The sequence below is a fragment of the Myxococcus llanfairpwllgwyngyllgogerychwyrndrobwllllantysiliogogogochensis genome, assembly GCF_006636215.1.
Classification (GTDB): domain Bacteria; phylum Myxococcota; class Myxococcia; order Myxococcales; family Myxococcaceae; genus Myxococcus; species Myxococcus llanfairpwllgwyngyllgogerychwyrndrobwllllantysiliogogogochensis.
The window spans coordinates 1-15,960 of record NZ_VIFM01000252.1; the positions used below are offsets into that span (position 1 = coordinate 1).

Genomic DNA, 15,960 nt, shown 5'->3' on the forward strand with positions numbered 1-15,960 from the left:
CCGCAGCACCCCGTCCCCGGCCCCTTCAACACCAGTCGCTCGGATTCCAGACTCAGCGTCCAAGTGCCTCCAGGTTGAAAAGTAGACAGTGTCCAATCCTTCGCGGACTTCTTCCGCACGGACAGGGTGCAGTCACATTCACCCATGCCCTGCCCTTGTGGAAAAGTTGATGTGTATTGGACGAGTGTCTGGTTGTCGCCCTCGAGCACCGCGAGGGTGCCGCCCTCTCTGGCATAGACGCCGGTGAGGGACTGTTGATGCGCGGCGGCAAGAGTGGCCCACAGACACAATGACGCGCCTGCCACGAGCCCATAACGCAGTGCATTCATTCGCGACTCCTTGTTCGAGTTCCGCGGGGAATGTCGCCTGTCCTAGCTCTGGCGCACCCAGGAAGTCAGTCAATTCCGTGGGGGGTCGAGGCAACTCTAATTCTCAGCGCTCGACAATCCTGACATCTGTTGTTCCCACACCCCCATCGTTTCCAATCGCGGAGCGCCCATGTCCCCCCGCATTGAAGGTCGTCAGCAGACGTACTCGCCCACTTCGACGCAGGCCTCGGGCCTGCCGCAGGGCCGTGACGCGCAGTTGAACCTGCAGCAGCTCTGGCCGTACATCGAGAAGTACGCGCAGAAGTACGGCGCGGACCCGAAAGTCCTCGCGGGCATCGTCGCGCAGGAGTCGTCGTTCAAGAACCACGGCGTGCACCAGGACGGCACGGGCCACGGGCTCATCGGCCTGGACGACAACGGCCTGCTGCCCTCGTTCGAGAAGTGGTCCGGCATGCAGGTGGGCCGCGGGGCGAACGCGCAGACGATTCCGCCCGAGAAGCAGATGGAGTTCCTCGCGAAGACGATTGGCGATCTGACCAAGAAGCACGGCAGCAGCCTGGCCGCCGCGCGCGAGTGGCACCGGGGCGCTGGCAACATGAACGACGCCCGGGGCCAGGACTACCAGAACAAGATCCAGAACCACATGAACAGCCTGTTCCCCGGCGGCAAGACGCCGAGCGGGACGACGGCCAACGTGCCCGACAGCACGGTGACGGGCGGCAACACCAACAACAACACGCCGGGCGCCAAGCCGGGTGTGGCGGCGAACCAGGCGGACCCGCGCAAGCCGGTGGGTGAGTCGGACTATCAAATCAAGAAGGGTGACACGCTCTGGGGCATCGCCTCGAAGCTCAAGGGCCAGGGCATGGAGGGCTCGCACTGGGATGTCATCAACCAGATTCGCGAGATGAACCCGAAGATCACCGACCCGAACCTCATCCTCGCGGGTGACTCGCTCAAGCTGCCGGGGGTCGCGGGCAAGGACCAGAGCACCTTCACGCCGGGCACGAACAAGCCGGGGCCGGTGGACCTCAACCCGAAGCCCACGGGCCCGCAGGCCACGGACGGCGCCGCCCCTGTCACGGGTGACGGCCGCGTGGACCCGAGCAAGGTTCCGCAGATCAGCCAGTACAACCCGGCGGGCAAGAACGGCTCGTACACGAACGGCCCGGCGAACTGCGGCCCCACGTCGATGGCGCAGATCGCCCGCGCCAACGGCTACGGCAAGGACATGACGGACGCGCAGCTCATCAACCACCTGGGCAAGATTGGCGGCACGTCGTCCAACGGCACGGGCGTCAACGGCATCTCCGCGATGGCGAAGGCGATGGGCAAGGAGTCGGTGATGAAGGGCCCCGGCGCCAACGTGGAGTGGATCACCGAGCAGCTCAAGGCGGGCAAGCTGGTGGTGGCCAACGGCGACTACCACGCCATGCCTCCGCACCAGAACGAGGGCCGCACGTCCGGCCACTACGTCACGGTGGCGGGCATGGATTCCAAGGGCAACTTCATCGTCCGGGACCCGGCCGATGCGAACGTGAAGACGATCACCCCGGAGCAGATGAAGCACTTCCTGAGCTCCAACCCCAACGGCGGCTACCAGATGGCCATCGGCTGATGCGGATGGAGTGAAGTAGGCTTGCGCGGACCGGCACTCCCTGGGTGTCGGTCCGTTGCGTTTCCACACCCCGAGGTCCCGCGATGACGCAGAGCAAACCGACGCACACCTGTCTCTCCTGCAAGAAGACCGAGGGGGGCGAGGTGATTGGCTCCAACTACATTTCCACGGGCGAGAACGGGATGATCGTCCGCTTCTGGATGTGTGACGCGTGCGCCCTGACGATGGGACCCGACCAGGGCCCCATCGACATGGACGAGCCCGCCGGGGCCGCGCAGCAGGGCTGAGACGCGCCCTCGCGCGGGGCGAGGAGCCGCGCGAGGGCCCGTATCGGAGGGTGGCCAGGAGCCCACGACGGGGTGGAGCACGGGCAGCGGGCGGGGTATGGAATACGGCGTCCCCGCCCCCGTCGGAGAAGTCATGAACAAGCTCCTTGGCCCTGTGTCCTTCGTCCTCGCCTCGGCCGCGCTCGCGGTGGCCCTCTGGGCCCCGGGGCGTACCGAGGCTCCCTCCGCCTCCGAGCGGCCCGAGCCTGTCGCCGCCCTGCCCGCCAGCCAGGAAGGCCTGGAGCGACGCATCCAGGCGCTGGAGGACACCACGCTGAGCCTGTCCCGGCGCCTGATGGAGCTGGAGCGGCGGCCGGCGGTGGCCGGGACGGACGGGGGTGGCGCCGCGGCGCCCGCGCTGACGGCCGAGCTGGATCAGCTCCGCGCGGAGGTGCGGGGGCTGATGACTGGGGAGACCCTGAGCACGGAGGGTGGCCGCGAGGCGCTGAAGGACGCGATGCGTTCGGTGCAGGAGGAGATGCGCACCGAGCAGTTCCGCTCGCGGCAGGAGGAGTGGATGCAGGCGCAGGTCCGCTCGACGGCTCAGCGCACGGAGCGAATCAAGCGGCTCGTGTCCGAGGCGAAGCTGAACTACTCCCAGGAGCAGGAGCTGACGCGCCGGTTGGAGGCCGAGGAGACCACGCGCAACACCCTGTTCGAGGAGGTGCGCACCGGCACGAAGAATCCGCGTGAGATTCGTCAGGCACTGCGGACGCAGCGTGAGGAGACGGACCAGGCGATGACAGCCCTGCTCGATGAGGGCCAGCGGGCCAAGTACGACGTCATGCGGCGCGAGGAGCAGATGAACTCCCGCCCCCGTGGCAATCGCGAGGGTCGGTCTCAGGACCCGTAGTCTGGGATTGGGAGGAGCTGTCCTGACAGGGCATGGCTGGCATCACACCCAGACAGGAAGAGCAGCCCTCGAAGTCATCCACACGAGCCTTGTCGCGCCCGGAAGAACGCCCCCGCGGAGGGAAAAGCTCGACCCCGTCGAGAGGTGGATTCGAGCCTTTCGCCCAGCTTCAACGCTCGACTACTCCTTGTACGAGGGAGGAACCGGGCGCGGGTCGCACGCAATGCCTGGGCACCGCTTGTTCTCCGAGCAGCTCCCATCGCAGCACTGGTACTGACGCGGCGGGCACACGGGGGCCCCAGCATCCTCCTCCAACCGCGGCGGCTCGGAGCGGACGTTCGCCTCACTCGATGCGTCTGGAGTTGGCGGCGCGGACGCATCGCGCTTCAGCTCATCCCCGGGCCCCCTGCATCCCAGTCCGACCAGCAACACCCCCGCCACCATCCACCGCGACCACTGATTCGACTTCACGAACATCGGCATCCTCCGTGAGGCTGCGGCCACTCCGCCCATGACGCGGCGGCCCTCTCAAAAACAAGGGGCGGCCCCGGAAACCTCCCGGGACCGCCCCTCACATTTTCCATTCCGACCTCATGCAGAGGTCGGACGAAGCACTAGCTCCTGCGACGACGGCGCAGCGCGAGCGCCAGCATGGCCAGGGCCGGCACCAGCGCACTGGTGGCACTGCCACCCGCCGCGCTGCAACCACCCTCGTCCGCCAGGTTCCGCACCGTCACCGCCACTTCGGCGGGCTCGCTCGAGCTCAGGTCATCCTTCGCCCGGACGCGGAAGAGCAGCACCGTGGTCTCCGACACCTCGGGGGCGACGAAGAACGCCTCCGCGGTATCCGACTTCTCGAGCTGCACGGACGGACCCGCGACCTGCGTCCACTGCCACGTGATGTCATTGCCATCGGCGTCCTCGGCCGTGGCGCGCATCTTCACGCCCGAGCCTTCGTGCACCGTGTAGCTGCTCATCGTGGTAACCACCGGCGCGTGGTTGTCGCGCGTGACGGTGATGGTCACGATGCTCGCCGCGCTGGCCTGTCCATTGGCCGTCGCCACGAGGCTGAAGCGCAGAACGATGGACGCCCCCGTCACTTCCGGAGCGGTGAAGCGCGGGGAGCCGGTGTCCGCCCCCGTGAGCTCCACCGTCGGACCCTCGGTCTGGGTCCAGGCGAAGGTGATGTCCTCGCCGTCCTCATCCACTGCGCCGCCCAACAGCGTCACCGTGGAGCCCGAGCCAACCTGCCGGTCCCCACCGGCGTCCGCCACCGGAGCACGGTCCAGCTGGCGAACGGTGATGGTGATCTCCGCCTCGCTATCGGCGATGCCGTCCGTTGCGATCAGGCTGAACGTGAAGGCGGTGTCCGCCGTCACTTCCGGCACAGCGAACGTCGGAGTGGCGCTGGTCTCGTCATCCAACGCCACCGCCGGACCCGCGGTCTGGGTCCACGAGAAGCTCAGCTCCTCGCCGTCCGCATCCGTCGAACCGGACGCATCGAGCGTGACGCTGCCCGAACGCTCATCCACCGTCGTGGGGCCGCCATCCTTCACGCGAGCCACGGCGACAGGGGGGTTGTTCACGTTGGCGACGAGGACCTGGACCACCTTGGGCTGGCTGGAGTCCGTGCCATCGCTCACCACGAGCTGGAACGTGAAGATGGTGTTCGCCGGAACCAGCGTGCTGAAGGTCGGCGTGGCCGTGTTCGCGCCGTTGAGCGTCACGGGCGGACCGCCAATCTGGGTCCACGCGTACGTCAGCGTGCTCTGCGCGGAGGCATCAGGATCGACGCTCCCCGTGCCGTTGAGGGTGATGACCCGAGGGGTCACCACACCACCAGCGCCCACGACGACCTCCGTCACCGTCTGGGACAGGCCCGCCTCGGCCACCGGCGCCACGTTGCAAGTCGGAGCCGTGCCCGTGCCGGTGAAGGTCTCCGCGACCAGCGAGTAGAACGGCGTCGTGTTGGTGATACCCGTGAGGCTGATGTTGGCGATATCCCAGCCATACGCGCCCACGCCACCGTCGGACGCGTGACGGAAGCGCACGCGCACCTGATGACCCGCGAGGCCCTGCCCGAAGTTGGCCGTATACCGGGCGAACGACGGGTAACCCGCGCTCAGTTGAGCGAACCCCGGCCAGCCGCCCAGGTACGGATTCCCCTCGTCGATCAACGCGATGTTGGGATTCGCCGGGATGGGAGGCGTGAGGTAGAGGTACCAGTTCTCCCACGGCCCCTCGTCGACGGACAACTCGATGGCACCACCATCGAAGTGGACCCAGGCCCCGCTCAGGTACGCCGACTCGAAGCTGAAGCGGTGGAAGAACGTCAGCGTGAAGTTCTGATTCGCCGCGACATTGAACAGCGGCGAGGTCAGCCGCTTGTCGAGCGAGGTCGCCTCGTTGGAGGTGTGCCAGTACCCGGTCGTGGCGTAGCCGTTGTCCCACATCGGACGGTAGTTGAAGGTCGAGGCCACCCACGGGGTGTTCTGCGCCTCGACGTAGTCCGTGTCCGACGTATTGGGCTTCTCGTCGTAGTTGACCTGGCTGCGGAACGCACGAAGGGTCGTGCCGTTCAGCAGGTTGTGCGGGAACGTCACGTCCACGCCCAGGAGCGCGAGCGCACCCGAAGCCTGCGCGGGAGCCGCCGTCAGGGCGACAGCCACGCTCGCCGTCGCCGTCGCACCGCGAGCGATGTTGCCAAACGAGAGCGAGCTGCCGCTCGAGAAGGCGCCCACGACGCCCGGGCTCGAGCCGTTGAACGCCGCGGTGGCCGTCACCGCGCTCAGGTTCCCGGCGCCCGCGTTGCGCACCGTCACCTTGAGCAGGCCCGTCTCGCCGGCGTCCAGCACGCCGTCCTTGTCGCAGCCGACGCTCGAGTCATCCAGGGTGATGCTCACCACCTCGAGGGCATCGCCCGTCTGGTAGCTCTCCACGACACCGATGTGGTCCGCGCTGTTGCGGTCCGCGACGCGAGCACCGAAGCCGGCACCCCGCTTGGCGAAGGCGCTGACGAAGCGCTGGTAGTCGGCGGGATCGCTGGCGGCGGCGACAGACAGCAGCGCATCACGCCCCTCCAGGAAGGTGGGGCTGACCGGCGTGGCCTTGTAGGCGGCGACCAGATAACGCTTCATCCGGTCCTGCGCTTCCTGGAACGGATGGGCGTTCAGCAGGCTCGCGTAGCACTCCCACAACATCGAGGCCCAGACCTCGCCCGAGTTGTGGACCTCCGCGTTGTTCCCGCCCCCGTTGGTCGGGTGGGTGGTCGGAATGGCCGTGCCATCCGCCATGTGGCGGAGCGTCAGGCCGTTCTTGGCCATGTTCGTGCTGTACGGAACGCGGCGGATGCCGAAGTAGTAGCCCTGGTTGCGACCACCGCTCTGGGTGTAGCCGGCCATGCCGTAGGTGCCCTGCCACTGGTTGTTGCCGGTCCGGTTCACGTCCTCGGCGCGCACCGACAACAGCATGGCGTGGAAGTCACCCCAGCCCTCGCCCATGGAGCCGCCCTGGTTGTTCGTCAGACCCGAGCCGTTACCGACGAGGCGGTTGGAGATGTAGTGCCCCCACTCGTGCGCGACGATCTCGTTGTCGAGCGTGCCATCGCGGTCGAGGTCCGCGTTGCGGCGGAGGCGGCCCTTGACAGGCGCCGTGGCCAGCGCCGTCCGCCAGGCGTCACCGTCCGGCTTGGTCACCAACAGCGAAGGGATGGTGATGGCGCGGTCGACAGCGGCGACACCACTGGCGCCCATGGGCCCCAGAGCGCCCGCGGCGCTGTTGGTGATGAAGACGCCGATGGCGCCCGCGCGCTGGGCGTTGAGGACCTTGTAGGCGAAGGAGCAGGTGCCGCGCTCGATGAGCGCGATCTTGCCGGTGAACGGCGTCGTGCCACCGTACGGGTCGGCGCCGTTGATATCCGCGCAGCCGATCCGGTAGGCCAGCGTCGTCGCCTCGTCCGGCCCCGTGGGAGGCAGCGCGAAATCACCCTCGAGGTTGAAGACCGTCGGCCCGAAGGACGCGGTGTACGAGAGGTAGCCGCGCGCCAGGGGCGCCGGCTCGCTCACCGAGAGTTCCGCCACACCGTCGAAGACGTACTGCTGCATGCGAGGACGGGCGCCGTCGGCCGGAGTCGCCATGTTGGCGTTGTTACGGCCGCCGGAGTCCTGCGCCTCCACGCGAAGGCTGTCGTTCTCCAGGCCACCCCGCCCGAAGTTGCTCAACTGGGCGTTGCCGGAGGCCTCGTCGAAGCCCGCGTCGTAGAACCAGTCGTGCAGGAAGTTGGTGATGTAGAACAGGTTCACCACGGCGGCCAGACGCTGCGTCTGGTTCGCGGCGGGCGACTTCGTCAGATCGAACGTGTAGTCGAACCCGCGCCCTGCCACGTCGCTCAGCGGCGCACGCAGGTCGAAGCCCGGCTGGAAGCCGTCGCCACCACCGAGGTCCGCGTACGCATCGACGTTGTTACCCGTCGTCACCGTCGCGTTCGCCGGCAGCCACGGGTCATTGCGGCTGAACGGGAAGTTCTGCAGCGTCACCAGGTTGGCCGGGATGTTCAGGGGCGCCTGATAGCCATCCGGGGTGCCCGTGGGGTGCGGCGTGGCCTCGGTGCCCTGGGGACCGTCGTAGGGCAGCTTGCTCGCCGGGTCCGCCCACACGCGGTAACTGAACTGCTCCGACACGGTCAGGTTGTGCTTGAGCAGCAGCGAACCGTCGCGCGCGTCGATGACGTAGGCGGTGTAGGAGGCGTCCGGGTTGCTCTCCGGGCCCGCGTTGACTTCCACGTAGTACGCCGGCACCAGGCCGTCGGGCATCGGGAAGAGGACCTTCTTCGAGCGCGGCGCCTCACCAAAGCCGTGCGTCGACAACTGGCGGGAGTCCACCGTGTAGTGGCTGTAGTCACCCTTCGCGCCCGCGGGCACCAGCGCCCGGGCGTCGAGCTGAGCGCCCGTCAGGTCCTGGAACGCGCGGGAGATGGCCTGCGGCGCCGAGACGCGGAAGGCCGACGCCTGGGCGTTCTTCTCGTCGTCCTGCTGACGCGGCTGCAGGTAGCCGGAGATGGCCACCAGCTGCTGGCTGGCGTCCATGACGACCTTGACCTCGTTGCGGAACACCTCGATGCCATTGACCCGGCGGCCATAGGTCGCGACCACCGCGCCCTCGCCCCCCTTGGGCATGTGCACCTGGCGCAGCTCCGCGCTGTTCACCTCGGAGGCGTTCAGGCGGTACAGGTCCGCCACGCTCCGCAGGTGCTCGCGCGCCGCGGTGTTCGCGCTGGCCTGCGTCAGCGGGCGCGAGGCCTTCGCCTGGGGACCCGCGCTCAGGGAGCGCTCACTGAAAACGAAGGTCGGTACGCCGAGACGACCTTCCACGCTGTTGATGCGCAGTCCGCGCTGGGACGCCGACGCGGCGGACTGAGGCAGGGAGCGATCCGCCGGCGTGAGGAGGAAGGCATCAACCGCGGCCTGCCTCGCATGAGCCTGCGGGGACCACATCAGCACGGCGAGCACGGCGCTCACCGTGCCCATCCAAAGACGCTTCATGAACGACGACCTCTTTCGGGTGGTGTTGAGGGCCCCACGCCGTCGGACGCCTGCTCGGCCAGGGCGTCCAGAGGTTAAGGATTATTTTGTTATCAACACAATAGCCCCCCCTTAACTCACCCGCCGTTCCCGCCAGCAAATCAAGAATAAACTTCTTTGCTTGCTGAAAATACGGAGAAGGCGTGCTTGCGGGAGGCAGTTGCGCGAGGGGGAAAGGCGTGCTTCAGCCGAACGGAGGGCGGGCGTTGTGGGAGATGACGAGGACCTCGTCCGGCCGGGCCTCCGCGCGCGCGTAAGTGAGGAGCGCGGCGAGGCCATCCGAGTGCTTGGGTCCGGCGGTCTCCAGCACCACTTCCTCCCGGTGGGGGTGGAAGAGGTCGGCCTCGCCCAGGTTCTGCTCCATCCACCGCCGCCAGCCCGGCAGCGGGGCGCCCAGTGAGGGCTGCAGCCCCACCACGTCGTAGCCCTCCGGCGTGAAGGCCCGGTGCAGCCCCACCACCGTGGCGCCCGTGCCGAAGCCGCTCACCACCAGCCGCACGGAGGGATACGCCTCGCGCACGAAGTCGCGCAGCTCCGAGGCCCAGCCCTCCACGCAGCCCACGAGCGCGCCATTGGAGAGCTGGCGCGGCCAGCACCAGCCCTGCCGCTCGTAGCCCAGGGCCACCTCCCAGGCCTCGGAGAGCCGCCGCACGGTGCGCACCTCGCCACCGAACCCCTGCCCTCGCAGGTAGGCGGCGCCCGCCGTATCCGTGAGCGCGAGCACCGGCAGCCCGCGCTCCTTGCCCAGCGCGTCCAGCGCGAGCGAGGACGAGGAACCCGACAACTCCACCAGCCCGCAGGCTCCCTCGGGCATCGACTCCAGGTAGCGCGAAAACGTCAGGTACTTGAGCCCCCCGGAGGGAAGCTCTCCTCCCCAGAGCACCACCGGCCCAGCGGGGGACAGCCGTGACAGGGGAAAGTGCATGGGCGGACCTCCCTCAGTTGAGGCCCGCGTGGACACCCGGGCCCACGGCTGAACCTCGGCACCCTCTTGCCCCGGCGGCCAGTCCCCCCCTTCTCCCGCTGTCTTCCCGTGGACCGCGAGGCTGCCCGTCCGCTGACCTGGGACACTCGTCAGCCCCCGGGGGCGATGCGAAAGGTCTCCTGGGGCACCCTCCTGTGCGATAGTCACAATCAGCGAATCGCATGTTGCGCAGGCTCCTTCCCACGCTCGTGGCCCTGGGTTGTGGGCTCCTCGCCCTCGGTTGGGGGCTGGTGAGCCTTCAACGCATCTTCACGCGCGAGCGCGAGGACGCGCACGAGCAGGTCCGCTCCCGCCGCGACGCCCTGGCGCACGCCGCCACGGAGACCCTGCGACAAATCCTGGCCCGCCAGCTCGAGGAGCAGATCGCCGCCATCCACGCCGCCGTGGACAACCCGCTGGCTCCGGGCGAGGGCTTCTACCTCCAGTTCCGCGGCCACCAGTTCCTGCCGCGCCTCATCCACCCCCTGCCGGGCCAGGACATGCCCGCGCGCGCTCTCTACGAGATGCTCTCGGACCACGTCCGGGGTGGCGCCGCCCTGGGAGGCACCTGGGAGCCCCGGCTTACGCGACTGCGCGCGGCCGAGGCCGCCCTCCTCGCGGGCCAGACCTCGCGCGCCACGGCGCTGGTGGAGGAGTTCCTGCGGCACCACACCCGCCAGACGCTGCCCGTCGAGCAGGAGCTGCCCTTCCTGTTGCTCGCGGTGGAGCACCTGCAGCGCGGCCCCGCCACCACGCCGCTCATCCGGGCCCTGCTGCGCGAGGGACTTCCGGAGGAGTTCGGCGGCATCAGCCGGGGCGCGGGGCTGCAACGCGACTTGCTGCGCGAGCGCTCCCACTTCTCGCAGGCCGACTTCGACTTCCTCCAGTCCCGCATCCTCCGGCTGAGCCGCGCGCTGGGAGAGCCCACGCGCGACTTCCTGGAGCGCTCGCGCGAGGCGGGCGCCGGCATGCTGGTGATGCCCCCGGAGCTGGTGGAGCCGACCCTGCTGGGAGAGCAGTGGTACGTGGAGCCTCGCGGAGAGGTGCTGTACGGCATCTCCGTGGACATCGCGGCGCTGCTGGTCCCCATCGCCCAGGACATGCGCACGCGCGGGCTCTTCGAGTCGGACGGACAGATGCGGCTGGTGGGGGGACGCTCGGCGATGCCGGCACGGGAGCTCATGCTGCTCGTGGAGCTGCCCGAGTGGGCGCGCGTAGAGGCCAACATCGAGGCGCGCTATGGCCTGAAGACGTTGCTGGTGGCCGTGTGCGGCGCGCTGGCGGCGGCCATCGTCGCGCTGGCGCTGGTGGCGCAGCAGCGCAAGTACCGCTTCCTGGAGCTCAAGAGCGACTTCGTGGCCACCGTCTCGCACGAGCTGCGCACGCCGCTGGCCTCCATCCGCCTGCTCGGCGAGACGCTGGAGCGCAAGCTGACCCATGCGCCCGAGATGCGCGACTACCCGGCCCGCATCGTCCAGGCCGCCGACGGCCTCCACTTCCTGGTGGAGAACATCCTGTCGTTCAACCGCATCGACAAGGGCCGCTGGACGCTGCGCGCCTCACGCGTGCGCCTGGAGGAACTGGTCAACCCGCTGCGGGACGACCTGGCGTCGGCCACCTCCGTGCCGGTGGAGCTGACCACCGACATGGACGACGCGGAGCTGGAGGCGGACCCGTCGCTCTTGCGCCTGCTGTTCTCCAACCTGGGCCGCAACGCGTGCGCCTACAACCAGCGCAGCCCCGTGCGCATCTCCGTCAGTGCCCGCGTGTTCGAAGGCCACGGCTGCACGATGCTCTTCCGCGACAACGGCGTGGGCATCCCCGAGTCCGAATGGGAGAACGTCTTCCAGGACTTCTATCGTTTGATGCCTCCCGGGCAGGAGGTCCACGGCAGCGGGCTAGGCTTGGCGCTGTGCCGGAAAATCATGAAGCTGCACCATGGCGATATCCAGGTGGCCTCCTCCACGCCCGAGGGGACCACGTTCGCGCTGACCTTCCACGAGCCGCGTCGATGACCACCTCCACCCCACCCTCCTCCACCCGTCCCACCATCCTCATCGTCGAGGACGATGCGCACCTGCGCGTCGGGCTCCGGGACAACCTGCTGGACGAGGGCTACGACGTCTCCGAGGCCCCGAGTACCCGCGACGCGGAGCCGCTCTTGCGTCAGCGCGAGTTCGACCTGCTCATCCTGGACGTGATGCTCCCGGGCGAAGACGGCTACAGCTTCTGTCGCCGCCTGCGCGCGCAAGGCGTCAAGAGCCTGGTGATGATGCTCACCGCGCGTTCGCTCGAGGACGACATCGTCCGGGGCTTCGACGCGGGGGCGCAGGACTACCTCACCAAGCCCTACCGGTTGAGGGAGCTGCTCGCGCGCGTGGGCGCGCTGGTGCGCCGTGCGGGCGTCGCGCCGACCCAGGTGTCGACGTTCGGCGGCTACACGCTGGACCTGGGCCGCCGCACCGTGACGAAGCCGGACGGCGTGGGCGTGGAGCTGACGCGCACGGAGTTCGACCTGCTCGCCTATCTGCTGCGCCACCGCGAGCGCGCGTTGCCCCGAGGAGAAATCCTGGACGCGGTGTGGGGCCGCGACGTGGTGGTGGACCCGCGCACGGTGGACAACTTCGTCTCCAGCCTGAAGAAGAAGCTCGGCTGGACGAGCGCGTCGGGCTTCACCATCCACACCCTTCGCGGGGTGGGCTACCGGATGGAGGTCTCCGCCTCATGACTGAACCGTGACGAAGAGATGGCCTGCCTCCGGCCATCCCACGTCGTGGACTCCGTAGGTTGAGTCCTGCGTGGACGGGGCGCTCCAAGCCAACTGCCCACGCCGGAGAACCACCGTGTGGTGCGGTGGACTCCGGGAGCGCCCGTCGGTGGGAGGAGGCTTCCGTGTTCAAGTCGGTCATCGAGCGGCAGCGAGCAGGGCGGTTGGGCCTGGGGTTGTGGTGGTCCGTGGCCGTCCACGCGGGGTTGTTCGGCGCGGTACTCGTCATCTCCGCCCGTCCCGCGGAGCTTCCCCCGGAGCCCGAGAAGGACCCCATCCTCACGCTGTACCAGGGTAGGCAGGTGGCCAAGGGGTACACGGCCCCGACCCAGCCGAAGCAGGCCGTGCAGCCGAAGCGGACCAAGCCCAAGCGCACCACGATGCCCACGCAGATCAACCCGCTTCCGGCGGACCCTCAGCCGGTCGAGCCGGAGCCGGCGGCGAACCCCTCGGACACCGACGAGGTGGTGCCTCCGGGTGATGGCGTGCCGGGGGGCCACCCGGATGGAGATCCGACCAGCAACATCACCGGCGTGCCGTACATCCATGGCCTGCCGAATGGCGTCGGCGACGGCACGGGCGAAGAGGTGCTCCCGTTCGGACAGGGCATGACGCAGCCCGTGCTCATGGGAGGCCCTCCGCTCGAGTACACCGAGCAGGCCCGCATGGCCCGCGTGGAGGGGACGGTCATCGCCAAGTGCGTCGTGACCCGCGAGGGAGACGTGCGCGACTGCCGCATCATCAAGGGCCTGGCGCACATGGACGAGGAGGTGCTGGATGCACTGCACCACCGGCGCTACAGCCCGGTGACCTTCCAGGGGCGCCCGCAGAGTGTCTCCTACGTCTTCACCCTCCGCTTCAAGCTGCCTCGCTGACCTGGGCTCGCCGCGCGTCCGTCACAAGTCGTAGCCTCCGACGGCGGACGCCGGCACCAGGACATGCTTGAGCACATACGCCTTGAGGCGCTGCCGGACGTCCTCATCCAAGGTGAGGACGACCTGGGGGTGGATTCGGGCCCCCACCTCGAAGAGCACCGCCTGCATCAGCATGCCGTCATCGGTGATGGAGGCCAGGCGGTCCAGCGTGGGGTCGGAGCGCTCCGTCTCGCCCTTCTGCTTCTGACCCGCGTGGACGATGAGCGCCGAGCCCAGGCACTCCATCTCCTCCACCGTCGTGTAGTGCTCCTTGTCGGTGCCGGTCATCTCCTGGCGGTGCGCGGGCTCGCCCAGCCACAGCGCCTTGCAGTTGGCGAAGGCGAGCCAGGACGGGTCGTGGTCCGGATCGAACTGGACGGTGACGCCCTGGCCGGCCCGCTCGGCGTAGCCTCGGGGGACGATGGCATCCTCACGGACGACGAGCCCCAGTCCGGCGTTGGCGCGGAAGAACTGCCGGATGATGGGGTAGCGCGGGTTGAGGACCAGGCACCACGCCCAGGAGTCCAGGGCCTCGTCGAAGCGCCCCAGCCGCGCGAACGCGTTGCCCAGGAAGAACCACGAGCGGTGGTCATTCGGGTTGATGCGGGTCGCCTTCTGGTAGTGCTCCAGCGCGGTGGCCGCGTCGCCCGCGAAGTACGCCGCGTCGCCCCGGAAGTTCCACGCGAGATAGCAGTCCGGGCACACCCGCGTGGCCTGCTCGTACAGCTTCGCCGCCTCCGCGTAGCGCTTCGCCTGGAAGTGAGGCTCCGCCTCGTCGAGCAACGCCCGCGCCTCCGGGTGCTCGGGCCAGTCGAGGATGACGAACTCGCCCTGCTCCGTCACCACGCGAGGGGCCTCGCGCGAGGGCACCCGCTGCGGCCAGAGCTGATCCGCCCAGCCCCCGGGAGGCGAGTCCTTTCCCTCGATGTTGTACGACACCGGGGACGCCTCCATCCGCTTCACGATCTCCGCGGGATTGAGGAATGGAGGCTTGTCCGGCGCCTTCACCTCCGCGTCCGTCCCCGAGGTGAGCGCGGGTTTTTGCGTCGAAGCGCAGCCGGCCACGAGCACGAAGCAGAGGACGACGAGGGGGCGGCGCACGGGAGGCCCTTTCGGTGAGCGGTCGCCCCCAGTCTATGCCGCCCTCGAGCCCCGCTTGCCCACTCGTGAACGATTGAGCGCCTTCTCCCCTGGGGTGCCGCAGCCCCTGGCGCAGGCCAACTCGTTTTACAATGATGTCGGAGAACACCTGATTTCGAGCCACTGCGGTGACGCATCCGTTGCATTCACGAAGCGGGGAGGCAGGTCATGGAGCGAAGCATCGCGAAGGCAATCGTCCTGGTGAGCCTGGTGGCCTGGGGCTGCGGCGGTGGACTCGAGCCGCTGGAGGCCGACATCACCGCTTCGCGATGCGGGACGGAGGAGCCCACGGAGGAGACGCTGACACGGGTGGCCCAGGAGTCGACCCGAGGCGGCGTGAGCGCGATGCGGCTGCCGGGCTCGGTGCGGGTGCCGACCTATGTGCACGTCATTCGCCGGGGCACGGGCATCGCCAATGGGGACGTCCCGCTGGCGACGATTCTCGCGCAGCTCGAAGTCCTGGGTGCGGCCTATGGCGCCACACCCTTCTGGTTCGACCTGATGTCGGTGACGCGGACGACGAACGCCACCTGGTACGTGATGGCACCCGGCAGCGCGGCGGAAGCGGCTGCGAAGAACGCGCTGCACCAGGGTGGCAAGGAGTCCCTGAACCTGTACCTGGCGAATCCGGGGAATGGCCTCCTCGCGTGGGCCACGTTTCCGTGGGGTGTCGCCGGTGCGCCGCTCAGTGACGGCGTCGTGTTGTTGAATGCGGTGCTGCCCGGTGGCACCGCGTCGCCATACGCCCTGGGAGATACGGCCGTGCACGAGGTGGGGCACTGGCTGGGCCTGCTGCACACCATGGCGGGCTGCACGACGGACGACGGCGTGAGCGACACGTCTCGATCCAAGCCGACGTACACGTGCGTGGTGGGTGGCGACTCGTGTCCGACCGACATGGGGCTCGACCCGGTCCGAAACTACATGGGCTACGTCGATGACGCGTGCATGTCCGAGTTCACCCCGGGCCAGTCGGCGCGCATGGACTCGATGGCGCTCATGTATCGCTGACACAGGGCTCCCGGGCCCCAAAGCACGCGCGTATCGGGGACTCGCCTGACTCAGCGATGAGCCAGCTCAGGCTCCGCTCTCAGCTGAGGCACCGCTCGCAGCTCCGTCACTCCGCCCTCGGCGAGGGGCTTCATCCGCGTCGTGGCGGTCAGCTCTGCGAGGATGCTCACCGCCTCGCGTGCCGCGGCCTCCGGGCGCACGCTGGTATCGGAGATGCCCGCGATGAGCCGGGTGATGTCGTGGTCCGCCCTGCCCTGTCGCCCCCAGGTGGTCGCGGAGGGCGCCGTCAGGTACGCGGAGAAGGCATGGTGCCCTGAGCCCGGCCGCTCGCCGATGACGTGGATGAGTGCTCGTGGCGCGCGTTCTTCCGCGTCACCGAACAACAACTCGCCCACCTGATACCCGGCTCGCACGCGCCCGTGCTTCAGCACAAGGTGCTCCGGTGCCACCTTCCACCCC

Annotated in this window: 11 protein-coding genes and 1 pseudogene; 7 read left to right on the forward strand and 5 right to left on the reverse strand. The window is 68.6% G+C overall.

Annotated elements, in window-relative coordinates; translation table 11 throughout:
- Positions 1-329, reverse strand: a pseudogene (locus FJV41_RS53225) (hypothetical protein); the annotation flags it as partial.
- A gap of 169 nt (positions 330-498) precedes the next feature.
- Between FJV41_RS53225 and FJV41_RS39245 the strand changes: the two are divergent.
- From FJV41_RS39245 to FJV41_RS39255, 3 genes are all read left to right on the forward strand, one after another.
- Positions 499-1,947 (forward strand): C39 family peptidase, encoded by a 1,449-nt coding sequence (locus FJV41_RS39245; RefSeq protein WP_141647741.1) that lies wholly within the window; start codon positions 499-501, stop codon positions 1,945-1,947.
- Between the two features lie 83 nt (positions 1,948-2,030).
- Positions 2,031-2,234, forward strand: coding sequence for a hypothetical protein (locus FJV41_RS39250; protein WP_141647742.1), 204 nt, complete (start codon positions 2,031-2,033; stop codon positions 2,232-2,234).
- Positions 2,235-2,367: 133 nt separating this feature from the next.
- Complete coding sequence (locus FJV41_RS39255) at positions 2,368-3,126, forward strand: hypothetical protein (protein WP_141647743.1); 759 nt, start codon at positions 2,368-2,370, stop codon at positions 3,124-3,126.
- 614 nt (positions 3,127-3,740) lie between these two features.
- On the opposite strand, the gene FJV41_RS39260 is transcribed toward FJV41_RS39255, so the two are convergent.
- Together FJV41_RS39260 and FJV41_RS39265 are read right to left on the reverse strand one after the other, a co-directional pair.
- Positions 3,741-8,666, reverse strand: coding sequence for a myxosortase-dependent M36 family metallopeptidase (locus FJV41_RS39260; RefSeq protein WP_141647744.1), 4,926 nt, complete (start codon positions 8,664-8,666; stop codon positions 3,741-3,743).
- A gap of 223 nt (positions 8,667-8,889) precedes the next feature.
- Positions 8,890-9,630, reverse strand: a complete 741-nt coding sequence (locus tag FJV41_RS39265; RefSeq protein ID WP_141647745.1) for a hypothetical protein — start codon at positions 9,628-9,630, stop codon at positions 8,890-8,892.
- A gap of 221 nt (positions 9,631-9,851) precedes the next feature.
- Here FJV41_RS39265 and FJV41_RS39270 point away from each other — a divergent pair, with 221 nt between their 5' ends.
- From FJV41_RS39270 to FJV41_RS39280, 3 genes are all read left to right on the forward strand, one after another.
- On the forward strand, positions 9,852-11,684 hold the full coding sequence (locus tag FJV41_RS39270) for a sensor histidine kinase (protein WP_141647746.1): 1,833 nt from the start codon (positions 9,852-9,854) through the stop codon (positions 11,682-11,684).
- On the forward strand, positions 11,681-12,397 hold the full coding sequence (locus tag FJV41_RS39275) for a response regulator transcription factor (RefSeq protein ID WP_141647747.1): 717 nt from the start codon (positions 11,681-11,683) through the stop codon (positions 12,395-12,397). Before FJV41_RS39270 ends, FJV41_RS39275 begins: the two co-directional genes overlap by 4 nt.
- Positions 12,398-12,561: 164 nt before the next feature.
- Positions 12,562-13,311 (forward strand): energy transducer TonB, encoded by a 750-nt coding sequence (locus FJV41_RS39280; RefSeq protein ID WP_141647748.1) that lies wholly within the window; start codon positions 12,562-12,564, stop codon positions 13,309-13,311.
- Positions 13,312-13,332: 21 nt separating this feature from the next.
- Here FJV41_RS39280 and FJV41_RS39285 read toward each other — a convergent pair whose 3' ends face one another.
- Positions 13,333-14,451 (reverse strand): tetratricopeptide repeat protein, encoded by a 1,119-nt coding sequence (locus FJV41_RS39285; protein ID WP_181791250.1) that lies wholly within the window; start codon positions 14,449-14,451, stop codon positions 13,333-13,335.
- A 207-nt stretch (positions 14,452-14,658) separates the two neighbouring features.
- Between FJV41_RS39285 and FJV41_RS39290 the strand changes: the two genes are divergently transcribed.
- On the forward strand, positions 14,659-15,501 hold the full coding sequence (locus tag FJV41_RS39290; protein ID WP_141647749.1) for a zinc metalloprotease: 843 nt from the start codon (positions 14,659-14,661) through the stop codon (positions 15,499-15,501).
- A 50-nt stretch (positions 15,502-15,551) separates the two neighbouring features.
- Here the strand turns inward: FJV41_RS39290 and FJV41_RS39295 are convergent.
- Positions 15,552-15,960: ethanolamine ammonia-lyase light chain EutC (locus FJV41_RS39295; protein WP_141647750.1), on the reverse strand; the 409-nt coding region annotated here is incomplete at its 5' end.

Excerpts from the sequence above, each read along its gene's own strand:
- FJV41_RS39245 (WP_141647741.1), top strand. The coding sequence starts at position 499 with ATGTCCCCCCGCATTGAAGGTCGTCAGCAGACGTACTCGCCCACTTCG.
- FJV41_RS39250 (WP_141647742.1), top strand. The coding sequence starts at position 2,031 with ATGACGCAGAGCAAACCGACGCACACCTGTCTCTCCTGCAAGAAGACC.
- FJV41_RS39255 (WP_141647743.1), top strand. The coding sequence starts at position 2,368 with ATGAACAAGCTCCTTGGCCCTGTGTCCTTCGTCCTCGCCTCGGCCGCG.
- FJV41_RS39260 (WP_141647744.1), bottom strand. The coding sequence starts at position 8,666 with ATGAAGCGTCTTTGGATGGGCACGGTGAGCGCCGTGCTCGCCGTGCTG.
- FJV41_RS39265 (WP_141647745.1), bottom strand. The coding sequence starts at position 9,630 with ATGCACTTTCCCCTGTCACGGCTGTCCCCCGCTGGGCCGGTGGTGCTC.
- FJV41_RS39270 (WP_141647746.1), top strand. The coding sequence starts at position 9,852 with ATGTTGCGCAGGCTCCTTCCCACGCTCGTGGCCCTGGGTTGTGGGCTC.
- FJV41_RS39275 (WP_141647747.1), top strand. The coding sequence starts at position 11,681 with ATGACCACCTCCACCCCACCCTCCTCCACCCGTCCCACCATCCTCATC.
- FJV41_RS39290 (WP_141647749.1), top strand. The coding sequence starts at position 14,659 with ATGGAGCGAAGCATCGCGAAGGCAATCGTCCTGGTGAGCCTGGTGGCC.